This is a genomic window from Thiothrix litoralis (assembly GCF_017901135.1).
Lineage (GTDB): Bacteria > Pseudomonadota > Gammaproteobacteria > Thiotrichales > Thiotrichaceae > Thiothrix > Thiothrix litoralis.
This window is the reverse complement of the sequence record NZ_CP072801.1, coordinates 2,515,584-2,529,253: the sequence shown is the minus strand read 5'-3', so window position 1 is coordinate 2,529,253 and position 13,670 is coordinate 2,515,584. Positions and strand designations below refer to the sequence as shown.

Annotated in this window: 12 protein-coding genes and 4 tRNA genes; 11 read left to right on the top strand and 5 right to left on the bottom strand. The window is 52.8% G+C overall.

The features are described from left to right. Complete coding sequence (locus J9253_RS12280; protein ID WP_028489699.1) at window positions 1-225, bottom strand: helix-turn-helix domain-containing protein; 225 nt, start codon at window positions 223-225, stop codon at window positions 1-3. Window positions 226-230: 5 nt separating this feature from the next. Continuing rightward, a complete protein-coding gene (locus tag J9253_RS12275; RefSeq protein ID WP_210221249.1) occupies window positions 231-761 on the bottom strand; it encodes a DUF2975 domain-containing protein in 531 nt (176 codons plus the stop codon). 80 nt (window positions 762-841) lie between these two features. Between J9253_RS12275 and J9253_RS12270 the strand changes: the two genes are divergently transcribed. The 3 genes from J9253_RS12270 to J9253_RS12260 are packed head-to-tail and all read left to right on the top strand — an operon-like array spanning window position 842 to window position 3,256. Beyond that, a complete protein-coding gene (locus J9253_RS12270) occupies window positions 842-1,417 on the top strand; it encodes a hypothetical protein (protein ID WP_210221248.1) in 576 nt (191 codons plus the stop codon). Window positions 1,418-1,475: 58 nt separating this feature from the next. After that, complete coding sequence (locus J9253_RS12265) at window positions 1,476-2,060, top strand: ANTAR domain-containing response regulator (protein ID WP_210221247.1); 585 nt, start codon at window positions 1,476-1,478, stop codon at window positions 2,058-2,060. Then, window positions 2,057-3,256 (top strand): CmpA/NrtA family ABC transporter substrate-binding protein, encoded by a 1,200-nt coding sequence (locus tag J9253_RS12260; protein WP_210221246.1) that lies wholly within the window; start codon window positions 2,057-2,059, stop codon window positions 3,254-3,256. Before J9253_RS12265 ends, J9253_RS12260 begins: the two co-directional genes overlap by 4 nt. On the opposite strand, the gene J9253_RS12255 is transcribed toward J9253_RS12260, so the two are convergent. Together J9253_RS12255 and J9253_RS12250 are read right to left on the bottom strand one after the other, a co-directional pair. Next, complete coding sequence (locus tag J9253_RS12255; RefSeq protein WP_210221245.1) at window positions 3,222-4,943, bottom strand: bifunctional protein-serine/threonine kinase/phosphatase; 1,722 nt, start codon at window positions 4,941-4,943, stop codon at window positions 3,222-3,224. The two genes, J9253_RS12260 and J9253_RS12255, sit on opposite strands and share 35 nt — an antisense overlap. After that, complete coding sequence (locus tag J9253_RS12250; protein WP_210221244.1) at window positions 4,943-6,424, bottom strand: MFS transporter; 1,482 nt, start codon at window positions 6,422-6,424, stop codon at window positions 4,943-4,945. The genes J9253_RS12255 and J9253_RS12250 overlap by 1 nt, the downstream gene beginning before the upstream one ends. 597 nt (window positions 6,425-7,021) lie before the next feature. Between J9253_RS12250 and J9253_RS12245 the strand changes: the two genes are divergently transcribed. After that, window positions 7,022-8,440, top strand: coding sequence for a CmpA/NrtA family ABC transporter substrate-binding protein (locus J9253_RS12245; protein ID WP_210221243.1), 1,419 nt, complete (start codon window positions 7,022-7,024; stop codon window positions 8,438-8,440). 48 nt (window positions 8,441-8,488) lie between these two features. Continuing rightward, complete coding sequence (locus J9253_RS12240) at window positions 8,489-9,421, top strand: ABC transporter permease (RefSeq protein ID WP_210221242.1); 933 nt, start codon at window positions 8,489-8,491, stop codon at window positions 9,419-9,421. A gap of 59 nt (window positions 9,422-9,480) precedes the next feature. Here J9253_RS12240 and J9253_RS12235 read toward each other — a convergent pair whose 3' ends face one another. Continuing rightward, complete coding sequence (locus tag J9253_RS12235; protein WP_210221241.1) at window positions 9,481-10,632, bottom strand: RNA-guided endonuclease InsQ/TnpB family protein; 1,152 nt, start codon at window positions 10,630-10,632, stop codon at window positions 9,481-9,483. 141 nt (window positions 10,633-10,773) lie between these two features. On the opposite strand from J9253_RS12235, the gene J9253_RS12230 reads away from it, so the two are divergent. The 6 genes from J9253_RS12230 (at window position 10,774) to tig (ending at window position 13,641) form a co-directional block, all read left to right on the top strand. Next, complete coding sequence (locus J9253_RS12230) at window positions 10,774-11,688, top strand: ABC transporter ATP-binding protein (protein ID WP_210221240.1); 915 nt, start codon at window positions 10,774-10,776, stop codon at window positions 11,686-11,688. Between the two features lie 99 nt (window positions 11,689-11,787). Then, window positions 11,788-11,864: transfer RNA gene (locus J9253_RS12225), tRNA-Pro, on the top strand. Between the two features lie 17 nt (window positions 11,865-11,881). After that, a tRNA-Arg gene (locus J9253_RS12220) sits at window positions 11,882-11,957 on the top strand. Between the two features lie 32 nt (window positions 11,958-11,989). Continuing rightward, a tRNA-His gene (locus J9253_RS12215) sits at window positions 11,990-12,065 on the top strand. Between the two features lie 110 nt (window positions 12,066-12,175). Beyond that, window positions 12,176-12,260 (top strand) — tRNA-Leu (locus J9253_RS12210). Between the two features lie 73 nt (window positions 12,261-12,333). Then, window positions 12,334-13,641, top strand: coding sequence for a trigger factor (gene tig / locus J9253_RS12205; RefSeq protein WP_210221239.1), 1,308 nt, complete (start codon window positions 12,334-12,336; stop codon window positions 13,639-13,641). The last annotated feature ends 29 nt before the right edge of the window (window positions 13,642-13,670 follow it).

Sequence of the window (13,670 nt, the reverse complement as noted above, 5' to 3'; positions counted from 1 at the left end):
TTATTTCATATCGTTTGGATTGTCCGCTTCAAACACCAGAATATCCCCCGGTTGGCAGTCCAGCACCTCGCAAATCTTCGCCAGTGTTTCAAAGCGGATGCCTTTGACCTTGCCGGATTTGAGCAGGGAAACGTTTTGTTCGGTAATGCCGATGCGTTCCGCTAACTCTTTCGAGCGCATTTTGCGTTTGGCGAGCATTACATCAAGGTTCACAATAATAGACATAGGGGTCACACGATCTGGCGGTTGTCTTCGGCGATGGCGGCGGCTTCTTGCAGGGCATGGGCAAGCATAACCATTAGCATCCCGATTAACACTACCAACACGTCATTCATGACGATACTGATCGCGATAGCCTTGTGACCTGCCGGATTTTCAAGCGTGACCGCCAACACCACCAATAAACGTACCAGTGGGTTAGTCGCCCCAACGACCAATAACACCAGACCAAAACGCCGCAATTGTGCCGCAACCTGCGGGTGGAAATATTCGCCTTGCGCCAATAAGCGAAACACACTCGCCATCGCCCAAATCCCACACGCCATAATGCACAGATGCAGGGTGGAAATTCCCCAACCCATCCACACGGCAAACGGCGTCATCTGAATGGTTTCAGTGGTCAATGTTGCAAAGTTTTTTACCACGATAGCTTGCCCATCTGGCAGCCACCACAGCAAGGCGTTGGACAAGAGCAGCAGTACTGCAATCCATTTCGCCACAGGGGCGAGCCAGTGTTTCAGACGAGTGGTAGTAAAGCGCATGAAGGCAACCTGAGATTCTTGTTGAAAGTGAAAATATTATCGTAATACAATCATTTTTTCAAATGAAACGGTATGCTCTCATGAAGAAACTATTTGCTGTCGGAGCCGCTTTATTGCTGGGTGCTTGCACCTCCATCCCCGTCAAAACCTTGTATAAACTGGCGACCGCTGATTTGATGACGGTTGACCCAAGCGTCTTGCGGGTAGCCGCACAAATGCCGGACTGGGTTGCGCCGCGCCCCGAGGGTGTGAAGCTGGAGCTGGGGCTGAAGCGTGACGGCGAAACACCGATTAACGAACGTTTCAACCTCGAAGCCGTCCCATTGGCGTTGGAGGGCAAAACACTTGCCGATGCCGCCAAATCGGACTACACCCTGTATGCGTATCGGCTTGCGTCGGTGGACATTCCGCGCTTGCAACACTTCCGCGACACACTGAAAGCGAAAAAAGCTGATGGTGGTAAGAAGCCGGAAAGCACGATGGGGGTGAGTGTGGATGCGTGTCGAAAAACTGAGTTACCAGCGGGGAAAATACTGGCAACGACTTACCTGCAATTGGATAGGGAGTCAGGTTATTTACCCTTGCTGGTGGATTACGACCTCAAGCAAGAGGTGGATGGCAAAGATTTGGCAGCATTAATCCCGCCCTGCCAGTAGTACTGATGGCATGTAACTTGCACCGATTTGGGGATAACAACCATCACGCAAGGTACACATGCACAAACTCATGCTGGTCGATCATGACCCCGACCGTTCCGCCAGCTTGGAAGCGGCTTTGTTGGTGGCGGGTTACGCCCACATTATCCGCGTCGGGCAGCACGACAACCTGCTGAATGCGGTGCGCACTCACCAGCCGGACATTATCCTCATCGACATGCAAAGCCCCGATCGCGACACGCTGGAATCGCTGCGCAATGTCAGCCGCGAAATGCCCAAGCCCATTGTGTTTTTCGCCGAACAAAGTGACCTCGAAACCACCCGCGCCGCCATCAGTGCCGGGGTTAGCGCCTACATCGTTGATGATTTACCCGGTAAGCGCCTGAAGTCGGTGCTGGAAGTGGCGATTGCCCGCTTTCAGGATCACCAGAAATTGCGCGAAGAACTGGAAGATTACAAAGGCCGCTTGCAAGATCGCAAAGACGTGGACAAGGCCAAAGGCATCCTCATGCAGCACCGCAACCTGTCGGAAGATGAGGCATACCAACTGCTGCGCAAAATGGCGATGGATCGCAACATGAAAATTGGTGAAGCCGCTCGCAATTTCGTCGCCGCAATGGCCTTGCTGGGGGATAAACCATGAAGCAGGCATTACGCATTGGCTTCCTGCCGTTGACCGATTGCGCGGTATTGGTCGCGGCGCTGGAACGCGGTTTCTTCGAGAAACACGGCCTGCAAGTGACCTTGCACCGTGAGGTCTCGTGGGCAAACATCCGTGACCGGGTAGCGTTCGGCGAACTGGATGCTGCACACATGCTTGCCCCGATGCCGCTAGCAGCGACGTTGGGCATTGATGGTCTGGGTATTCCTATGCAAGCAGCCTTCAGTCTGGGCTTGAATGGCAGCGCGATTACCCTCGCTAGTTCCCTGATGCAGGCGATTCGGGAACATTTTCCGCAAGAGTTATGCACTACACCGATGCGGGCGCACGGTCTCAAGCGTCTTTTAAGTGCACAAACCCCGCGCAAACTGGTTTTCGGCTGTGTTTACCCTTTTTCGCAGCACCACTACCTGTTGCAGGCATGGTTGCAGGATGCTGGGCTGGTATTGGGGCAGGATGTGGAAATCCGTGTTATCCCCCCGCAGCAAATGGTCGAGTCCTTGGCGCAAGGGCAAATTGATGGTTATTGCGCGGGTGAACCGTGGAATCAGCAAGCCGTCAGCCGGGGTATCGGGCACGTCGCCGTCACCAGTTACGATCTGTGGAACAACGGCCCCGAAAAAGTGCTGGGTGTGACGCAAGCTTGGGCAGAAGCCAATCCGAAAACGCATCAAGCTTTGCTGTGTGCCTTGCTCGAAGCCGCACAGTGGCTGGATAATGCTCACAATCGGCTGCGTATTGCCGAATTACTGGCACGCCCGGAATATTTGGATGTGCCCTTGAGCTTGGTGCAGCCGCCATTGCTGGGGCGTTATCGCTACGCACCGGATGAGCCGGAACGTTTGCTGCCCGATTTTAATGTGTTTACGCGTTATGCCGCCAATTTCCCGTGGCATTCGCACGGCACGTATTTTTTGGCGCAAATGCACGCCACGGGGCAATTGCCAACACTGCCCGCCGACCCTGCGACGTTATTGGCGAAGGTTTACCGCACGGATTTGTACCGTGTGGCTGCTGAAACCCTGAGCCTGCCGTACCCAACGGTGGATTATCTGCCCGCGCAGCAGTGCATGGCTCCGTGGGTATTGCGTGCTGCCAGCCAGCCGATGGCGATGGGGAATAATTACGTGGCGTTGCAGTGCCTCACTTCGCCAATGCATACAACAAAGCCAGAATAAGCACGGCTTCCAGCGCCGCCAGCCCTTTCCAGAATGCCAACGGATTGCGCTCCAGCAAGGGGCGGCTGTGCTTGCTTGCTAATAAGCTATCGTTCGGTTTGGTTAAATCCGCAACAAATTCTGAGAGCACTTCGTAGCGTTTTTCGGGGTTGGGGTGCGTGGCTTTTTCCAGTGCAGCATCTACCCATTCTGGTACTTTGGCGTTGAATAGGCAGGCGGAAGTGTAGCTAAAGGTCTTCTTGTGGGCGCGTTCTGGCTCGATCTCACCGTAAGGCAGTTGCCCGGTGAACATTTCGTAAGCCATTACCCCTAGCGAAAAAATATCGGAACGGTTGGTGCCGCGTGCGCCCTGAAAATATTCAGGGGCGGAATAATTGGCTGTACCCACAATATGGTTGTGTTGTAACACGCTTTGGATTTCCATCAATCCGGCAATGCGGGTTGAGCCAAAGTCGATGATTTTCAGGGTATTGTGATGGTCGATCAGGATATTGTCGGGCTTGATGTCTTGATGGATCATTTCCAAACGGTGCATGGCGCGTAAGCCGCGTGCAATCTGGTCAACCGTGGCGCGTACTTGTGTCACGTTGGGGGCGGGGTTATCCAGCATCCATTGGCGCAGGGTTTGCCCTTCGACGTATTCCACCACGCTGTACAGAAAGGTGTGGTGGCGGGCGCTGCGTTCGTGCATCTTGATTAAGTGTGGGGAGTTCAGACGACGTGCCACCCATTCCTCGTGCAAAAACAGGTCGATGTAGGCGGGGTCATCGTTGAAGTTTTGCGACGGGGTTTTAATCACCACCTTGTCGCTGCTGGGGTCGAGGGTGTCTTCGGCAAGGTAAACTTGGCTGCGTGAGGTGGCATTCAATTCGCGTAAAATCAAATAGCCATCCATGACTTGTCCCGCTTTCAAGTCGGGCGGGAAGGGCAGTTTGCCGAGCTGTTGGTAGAATTCTTCGCGGTTGACGCGGGGTAATTGGTCAATGCGTACCACTTGGCAGGTAATATTGTCCTGACTGCCTGCTTGCAGGGCAGCTTCCACGAGCTGTTCCGCACAGGTTTGTGGGTCGGGGTGTTCACGTAATAATTCGGCAATCCGCGTATCACTCAGTACGTCGTGGATGCCGTCGGTAGAGAGCATAAATATATCGCCTGGCTGCAACTCCAGCACTCGAAAGTCAATGTCGAGGCGGGTATCAATGCCCAAGGCACGGGTTAAATAGGAACGTTCCCCACTGAATTGCACGCGATGGTCTTGCGTCAAACAGTCGAGCGTTTGCTGTTGCCAGCGGTAAATGCGGCTGTCCCCAATGTGGTAGATGTAAGCGGTATGCGATTTGAATATCAGTCCGCTAAAGGTGGTGGCCATGCCGCCCGACCCGCCATACTGGCGTTGCCCTTGGCTGCACAGCCACAAATTGAGTGCACCCACGACCTTGTTAATCGCCGTTTTGACCGACCATGAGTCGGGGGTGCTGTAGTAATCGTTGAGGAATTGCTTTACCGCGATTTCACTCGCTTCCTTGCCACCTTCGCTGGCGCTCACGCCGTCGGCAATCACTACCGCGATGCCTTGGCTGTCGAGGCTGGCTCCTTTAGGGGTCAGTGCGCCGTAAAAATCCTCATTCACGGGTTTGACACCCGCAATTGAGTGTTGGCCTAGCGTGATGGCAAGGGTGGTTTGCATTATTTTACCTCAATCATTTGCACCGTGCCGTCCGGCAGTACTTCGACCATATTGCCGCTAGGCTCCCGCAGGAATAGCAGTACAAACGCCAATACCGCGATGGCTGTTGCGCCGATCACCATGAAAAAGCCTTGCGGTGAGGTGCTCGCCAATACGGTAAGAAAGACCACGCCGCCGACATTGCCATACGCGCCGGTCATGCCTGCGATTTGCCCGGTCAGGCGGCGTTGAATCAACGGTACCATGGCGTACACAGCGCCAGAGCCTGCTTTGGAGAAAATCCCGCCAAATGTTGCCGCTGTAATCACCATGAGTACTGACCATTCCTGGCTAACCTGCCCCAGCAGCATGAAGCTTGCGCCAATGCCGAGGAAGACGATAATCAGGGTAATCTTGCGTCCAAACTTGTCGCTGATCAAACCACCGGCCGGACGTGCCACCAAGTTGATTAATGCGTAAGAACCCGCCAGCAAACCGGCCGTGACGTTATCCAGCCCAAACATATCCACGTAAAATAGGGGTAGCATCGACACGACTGCTAGCTCGGTTCCAAACGTCACCATGTACGCCAGATCCAGAATCGCAACTTGGGTAAAGGAATAGCGTTGCAGTTCTGGCACGGGTTCTTTCAGTACATGCGAATTCAATTGCCAGATTTTCCAGACCTGAAACAAGTAAGTTGCCAGTAATACGATATAAATGGTGGTGGTGGTGTTGGCTGATAACAATTTCATGCCAGTAGGGGAGAGCTTGTAGGTCAGCATGGCCAGCGCGGCATACATGGGGATGTTCATGATGATGTACAGCACTAGGTCGAAACCGCTGGTGACTTCCAACGCGCCGGTTTTCTTCGGCTTGAAGTAGGTCGAGCCTTTGGGAGTATTGCGGACGCGCCAGTAGAAAATCAAACCGTAAGCAATCGCAATCACCCCAGTCACCGCTACGGCGTAGCGCCAGCCATTATCGCCACCAATCGTGACCGCGATGAAAGGCAGTAGCCCTGCCGCACCTGCTGAGCCAAAGTTACCCCAACCACCGTAGATGCCTTGCGCTATCCCTGTTTGGCGTGCCGGAAACCATTCCGCAATTAGGCGAATCCCGACGACAAAGCCTGCACCGACGAAGCCTGATAGAAAGCGCATGAAAGCCAGTTGTTCATAGCCTTGTGCTAGTGAGAACCCAATGCTCACGATGCCGCCAATGATCAGAATGCTGCTGAACATAATGCGTGGGCCGTAACGGTCAACCAGCATTCCCACCACGATACGCGCGGGAATAGTCAGCGCCACGTTCAAGGTCAGCAGGACTTTTGCCTGCAAATCGGTCAGTTGCAAGGCTTCCCGAATGAAAGGCATCAGCGGGGCATGGGCAAACCACACCATAAAGCTGATGAAAAAGGCAAACCACCCCAAGTGGAGGGTGCGGATATTCGCCTTCGATAGATCAAGCAGGTTAAACCGCTCGCTGGCTGTAGTGGCCATGTTTCACCTCAAATTTCCGTTTTCAAAAACAAAAAAGCCCCGCTAAACGTTGGTGGAGGAGGACTTCAACGTTTAGCGGGGCAACATTACCCAGTGGTGTAGCACAAGCATTGTGCGGATTTTGTGGTGCATTCGCCGTTGAACACACCCCTTGATAGTGATTAAGCAAAAACTGTGCCACTGCGCAAAGCCCAGTCCTAGGGCAATTTGGCGTAAATGTCGGTAAAACTGTGCACCAGCGATAGGCTTAAATGGTGTTGTCAGCACTGTGATGGGGATGTGCCGCGATTTCTCACGCACTATGATGCGGCGCACCAAAAAGATTCTGGTGTAACGGTATTAGTGCAGCTTAATCTGTGTATTTTCAGGCAATTATTTTCCAAGCAATTGATTTTAATTATTTTTAAGTTGTTGGCACACTGTTTGCTATTACTGAAGGTAAGCAGTCAACGGCGACTGCGTAGTGATGAAGTGACTCCTCTCCTCCTAACCGTGCGATGTAGTACGGCATTTGGGTAAAGCTGCCCTGACCGCTGTTGGTTCCTCCTCCCCAACAGTCGTCAGGGCTTTTTTTTGGCTACGAAAAAGGTTTTAACGATGAGCAAGACACCAACAAGCGGACGCCGCACCTTCCTCAAAAAGGCTACGCTGGCACTGGCATTAAGTATGAGCATGAGCACTGGCCTGCTGATCAATACCACCGTACAAGCTGCTGCGGATACAGACAAAATTGGCAAACCGGAAAAAGCCGACCTGAAATTCGGTTTCATCAAACTGACTGACATGGCTCCCCTCGCCATCGCTTACGAAAAGCACTTTTTCGAAGACGAAGGTTTGTACGTCACTCTTGAAGCGCAGGCCAACTGGAAAGTATTGCTGGATGGTGTCATCGACGGCCAGCTTGACGGCGCACACATGCTGGCAGGCCAGCCGCTCGCCGCCACCATCGGTTTCGGCACCAAGGCTGACATCGTGACCCCGTTTTCGATGGATCTGAACGGCAACGGCATCACCGTTTCCAACGCCGTTTGGGAAGCAATGAAAAAGCACGTCGAAATGAAAGACGGCAAGCCTGTCCACCCGATCAAGGCCGATGCACTCAAGCCGGTGGTCGAGGACTTTAAGAAGGAAGGCAAGCCGTTCAACATGGGCATGGTATTCCCGGTTTCCACCCACAATTATGAGCTGCGTTACTGGCTGGCAGCGGGCGGCATCCACCCCGGTTTCTATGCGCCGAAAAAGGATGACATCAAGGGCACTATCAAGGCTGACGCGATTCTTTCCGTTACCCCGCCACCGCAAATGCCCTCCACCTTGGAAGCTGGCACTATCAACGGCTATTGCGTCGGCGAACCGTGGAACCAGCAGGCTGTATTCAAGGGCATCGGCGTGCCGGTCATTACCGACTACGAAATCTGGAAAAACAACCCGGAAAAAGTGTTCGGCTTGACCAAAGAGTTCACCGAAAAGAACCCGAATACCACTGCCCGTATCGTCAAGGCACTGATCCGCGCCGCTTACTGGCTGGATGAAAACAATAACGCCAACCGTGCTGAGGCAGTGAAAATCCTTTCCAAACCGGAATACGTCGGGGCAGATGAAAAAGTCATCGCCAATTCCATGACCGGCACCTTCGAGTATGAGAAAGGCGACAAGCGTGACATACCGGACTTCAACGTGTTCTTCCGTCATAACGCGACTTACCCGTATTACTCTGATGCGGTCTGGTATCTGACCCAGATGCGCCGCTGGGGGCAGATTGCTGATAAGAAAGAGGATAAGTGGTACGACGAAACGGCGAAAAGCGTTTACCTGCCAGCCATCTACAAGAAAGCGGCTGAAGCCCTGATCGCCGAAGGCAAGATGAAGCAGGAAGACTTCCCTGACTTTGGTGCAGAAAGCGGTTACAAGCCTGCTACCAATGAGTTCATCGACGGCAAAACCTATGACGGTACGAAGCCGAATGATTATTTGGATGAGTTTGAAATTGGCTTGAAGAAAGACGACGCCGTGTAAGCAACAGGAGGTGGGTATTCCCCACCTCCTCACCCATAGGATAATCCCATGAACACCAAACACATATTCCAGACTTTTGCAGCGCCTTTCCTCGGTATCTTGCTGTTTCTGGCGATCTGGCAGATAGGTGCACCCAAAATTGTGACCTCGCTCGGCGCTGTTCCCGGCCCGGTGCAGGTGTTCGACCAGTTTGAAGGCTTGGTGGAAGAGCATCAGGCCGCTCGCCAGAAAGAGGCTGATTTTTATCAACGTCAGGAAGAACGTAACACCGAGGCACTGAAAGAAGACCCGAAAGCTGACGTGACGATTCGCCCCTACACCGGTAAGGCAACGTTTTTTGACCAGATTTGGACGAGCATTTTCACTGTGATGACGGGCTTTGTGCTGGCGGGGTTGATTGCGATTCCACTCGGCATCGTTGCCGGGTTGAGTCAGACGGTGTATTCCGCCATCAATCCGCTGATCCAGTTATTCAAACCCGTTTCACCGCTGGCGTGGTTGCCGATTGTGACCATTATCGTGAGCGCGGTTTATGTGTCGGATGATCCGATGTTTGCCAAATCATTCGTTACTTCGGCGCTGACGGTACTGCTGTGCTGCTTGTGGCCGACCATTATTAATACCACCGTCGGCGTAGCCAATATCAGCAAGGATTTGCAGAACGTCAGCAAGGTGCTGCGCCTGAGCTGGTGGACGCATGTACGCAAGATCGTGCTGCCTTCCGCCATTCCGATGATTTTCACCGGCCTGCGCCTGTCACTGGGCATTGCGTGGATGGTGTTGATTGCGGCGGAAATGCTCGCGCAAAACCCCGGTTTGGGCAAATTCGTGTGGGATGAGTTCCAGAACGGCAGTTCCAATTCCCTCGGGCGCATTATCGTGGCGGTGATTGTGATCGGCCTGATCGGTTTCGCGCTGGATCGTGGCATGTTGCTGCTGCAACGCCATTTTTCTTGGGATAAAAGCGCCGCGCTGCGTTAATGGATTGAAGGAGAATACACTTGACTACTCCCCACGGCTAAAGCCGGGGGATTCCTAATTCACCGAGAACAGGACGACGACACCGAAATGCCATCGCCACTAACATTCTCTCCAAAGGCTAACACCGCCAGCCCGGCGGCTAAAATGTTACGTGCTGCATTCACGTCACGGTCGTGGGTTGTGCCGCATTCGGGGCACTCCCACGATCGCACGTCCAGCGGCATGTTTTCTTTCACGAACCCACAGCAGGAACAGCGTTTAGTGGACGGGAAGAATCTCCCTATCTCAACGTATGTCCTCCCGTACCAGCCAGCTTTGTACGCAAGCTGGCGAGTGAACTCACCCCAACTTGCATCCGCAATGTGCTTGGCTAACGTTGGGTTCTTAATCATGTTCTTCACGGCGAGGTTTTCAGCACAAACCACTTGGTTCTCGTTAATCAGTTTGCGGGACAACTTGTGCAAGTTGTCCGAACGGTCATCGGAAATTTTCGCGTGAACACGGGCGACCTTGCGTTTAGCTTTCAACCGGTTCTTGCTGCCGAGTGTCTTCTTGGCAAGACGGCGTTGGTACTTCGCGAGTTTAGCCGCGTGTTGTGCGGTGTGGCGGGGATTACCGGATTTAAAACCGTCAGAGGTAACGAACAAATCCTTGATGCCCACGTCAATGCCTGCCTTTTTATCGGTGACGGGCAACAGCGTGGGTTCAAATTCACACAAGCAAGACACAAAATAGCGTCCGGCCTGATCTTTGGAAACAGTAACCGTGGTGGGGTCAGCCGGAAGTGCCTGACTCCACTTGATATTCAGCGGTTTATCGCACTTCGCCAGTTTCAATTCACCGTCACGGTAGCTGAACGCGCGGTACGTGAATTCAGCCGATTGGCGGTGCTTTTTAGATTTGAAGACAGGGTATTTTGCCCGACCTTCAAAGAAGTTTTTGAACGCCGTTTGCTGATTCCTCAAGCATTGTTGCAGCGGAACACTGGAAACGTCGTTCAGGAAAGTAGCTTCAGGCAGTTTTTTGATGGCAGTCAGTTGGGAACTCGCTTTCGTGTACCCAACTTTTTCCTGAGCCTGATAGTAGGCATCCGTGCGGTAACGCAAGATGCTGTTGTAAACGTAGCGCACACAACCGAACGTCTGAGCCAGCAACGTTTCTTGTTGTGGGTCTGGGTAGAATCGGAATTGGTAGGCGCGTTTAGTTTTCATTATTCACAAAATATCGTATATTTCGTGAAGAGTCAACAACCGAAGATAGCAAACCAAACGGAGGAGCGAGAAGAGGGTCGGCTGTCGCCGACGCGCTATCCCTACCCATGCCTAAAGGCAGGGGTATCTCGCGCACGACTGATGACAACCACGACAAACCAAGCAGATCATCTGTTGATTTCACAGGTATCCATCGACTTCCCAACGCCACAAGGGCCGTACCGGGCGCTGGATAAGGTAAATCTACGTATTAACAAAGGCGAATTCGTGTCCATCATCGGGCATTCCGGCTGCGGCAAATCGACTGTGTTGAATATCGTCGCCGGGCTGTATAAAGCCACTGAGGGCGGTGTGATCCTTGACGGGCGGGAAGTGGATGAGCCGGGGCCAGAACGCGCCGTCGTGTTCCAGAACCATTCCCTACTGCCGTGGCTGACCGCGTATGAAAACGTCGAGTTGGCGGTGAAGCAGGTCTTCAAAGGCAAAAAGTCCAAGGCCGAAATGAAGGCATGGATCGAGCACAACCTGCATCTGGTACACATGGATCACGCCATGCACAAGCGCCCGGATGAAATTTCAGGGGGTATGAAGCAGCGTGTGGGCATTGCGCGTGCGTTGGCGATGGAACCACAGGTGCTGCTGCTGGACGAGCCTTTCGGCGCACTTGATGCCTTGACTCGCGCTCATTTGCAGGATTCTATGATGGAAATCCAGGCCGACTTGGGCAACACCGTGATCATGATTACCCATGATGTGGATGAAGCCGTGCTGCTTTCCGACCGTATCGTGATGATGACCAATGGCCCTGCGGCGTCTGTGGGTGAGATTCTGGAAGTGAATCTGCCACGCCCGCGTAATCGTGTGGAAATGGCGGAATTGCCTGAATACATTCGTTGCCGTCATGCGGTGCTGAAATTCCTCTACGAACGTCACGGGCGCAAAGAGGAAGTCGCAGCACCAGCCAGCCAAGCGGATGCCACGGCCGATGATGGCGAAAGCGAGCCTGAGAGGGGAAATGTTGTAGCCTTGAAAGCGGCTTCAGCGAAAGCTGCATAAAAAGTCTGATGCAGGGCTTGACGCAAACACCTATACTACGTATAGTTCGCGCTCTTGATCGAGGAACAAAGTACAGCGTATTTTGTAACGCTTGAGCATCGGAATATAGCGCAGCCTGGTAGCGCACCTGTTTTGGGTACAGGGGGTCGGGGGTTCGAATCCCTCTATTCCGACCAATTTTCACCTCTTACTTGCGCCCGTAGCTCAACGGATAGAGCAACGGCCTTCTAAGCCGTAGGTTGCAGGTTCGAGCCCTGCCGGGCGCGCCATTTCGTAGCCCCGCAGATGACAATGTTTTATGGTGACTGTAGCTCAGTTGGTAGAGCACTGGATTGTGATTCCGGTGGTCGTGGGTTCGAGCCCCATCAGCCACCCCACTTTTTCCCGCTTCAAATATTATGCAAAAGCCGATACGCTGTGTATAATTGCCTCCTTTGTGATTCCCTGCTTTGGTTTGCTGCCCGGAGTCCATCTTTTATAGATACATGCGAAAATGGCGGAATTGGTAGACGCACTGGTTTTAGGTACCAGCGCCGCAAGGCGTGAGAGTTCGAGTCTCTCTTTTCGCACCATATCTTACCCCTTGATTTTAAATGACAAGCTGCCCTGCATCGGCAGATGCCAGGCCCGTAACGAGGTTTTTACATGCAATTTTCTGTCGAAACAACCGGTAACATCGACCGCAAAATGACTGTGGCAGTACCTGCCCAACAGATTGATCAGGAAGTGGAAAAGCGCCTGAAGGGCATGGTCGGTAAGGTCAAGATTGACGGTTTCCGTCCTGGTAAGGTGCCCTTCGCGGTCGTGAAAAAGCGCTATGCAGATTCGGTACGTTATGAGGTGGTTGAGAAATTGCTTGGCTCCACCTTTCAGGATGCAGCCAAGCAGGAAAATCTGCGTGTAGCGGGTTTGCCGGAAATTGACCTGAAAACCATGGAAGCGGGTAAGGATCTTGAATTCGTCGCTAGTTTCCAAGTTTACCCGGAAGTAGTGATTGCGGGTGTTGAAACCCTGAGCATTACTCGTCCTGTTGCAGACATTGCCGATGCTGACCTCGACAAAATGATTGATGTCATCCGCAAGCAAAATCAGGCATGGAACGACGTTGACCGCGCCGCTGCGGTTGGCGATATGGTGAACGTTGATTTCGACGGTTCCGTTGATGGCGCAGCCTTTGACGGCGGTGCTGCTCAAGACTATTCAGTGGAACTTGGCGCAGGTCGCATGTTGAAAGACTTTGAAGAAGGTCTGGTTGGCATGAAAGCTGGCGAAGAGAAGACCATTGATGTGGCTTTCCCTGAGGACTACCACGCTGAGAACCTGAAAGGCAAAACGGCTCAGTTCAAACTGACCCTGAAAAAAGTGCGTGAGTCTGTGCTGCCGGAAGTGAATGCTGACTTCATCACCAAGTTTGGTCTGGAAGGTGGTTCGGTTGACGAATTCCGTGCTGAAGTGAAAAAGAACATGCAGCGCGAACTCAGCAATGCCATCAAAACCCAGCTCAAGCAGCAGGTGATGGATGGTTTGGCTGATCTGCACGCCATTGATATTCCTAAAGCACTGGTGACGGATGAAATCCGTTACGTTCGTGATGAGTTCTCGCAAAACACCGGTTCCAAGGCTGATAATATTCCCGACGAGTTGTTTGCACCGCAAGCAGAGCGCCGCGTGAAGCTGGGTTTGATTGTGGGTGAAGTGATTCGTCAGAACAGCCTGCAACGTGACCCTGCACGCGTAGAGGCAATGCTGGAAACCGTAGCTGCCAGCTATGAAGATCCAGACGAGCTGAAAAACTACTATCGCACTAACCGTCAAGCCATGCAGACCATTGAAGCCGCTGTCATGGAAGAAATGATTGTAGATTGGGTGATGGAAAAAGCCACTGTGACGGATGAAACCCGCGACTTCGATAGCGTCATGAACCCTAAAAAGCCAGAACAGGCTCAAGCCTGAATTCCAGCACGCAAATAAGGTAGGTTGTA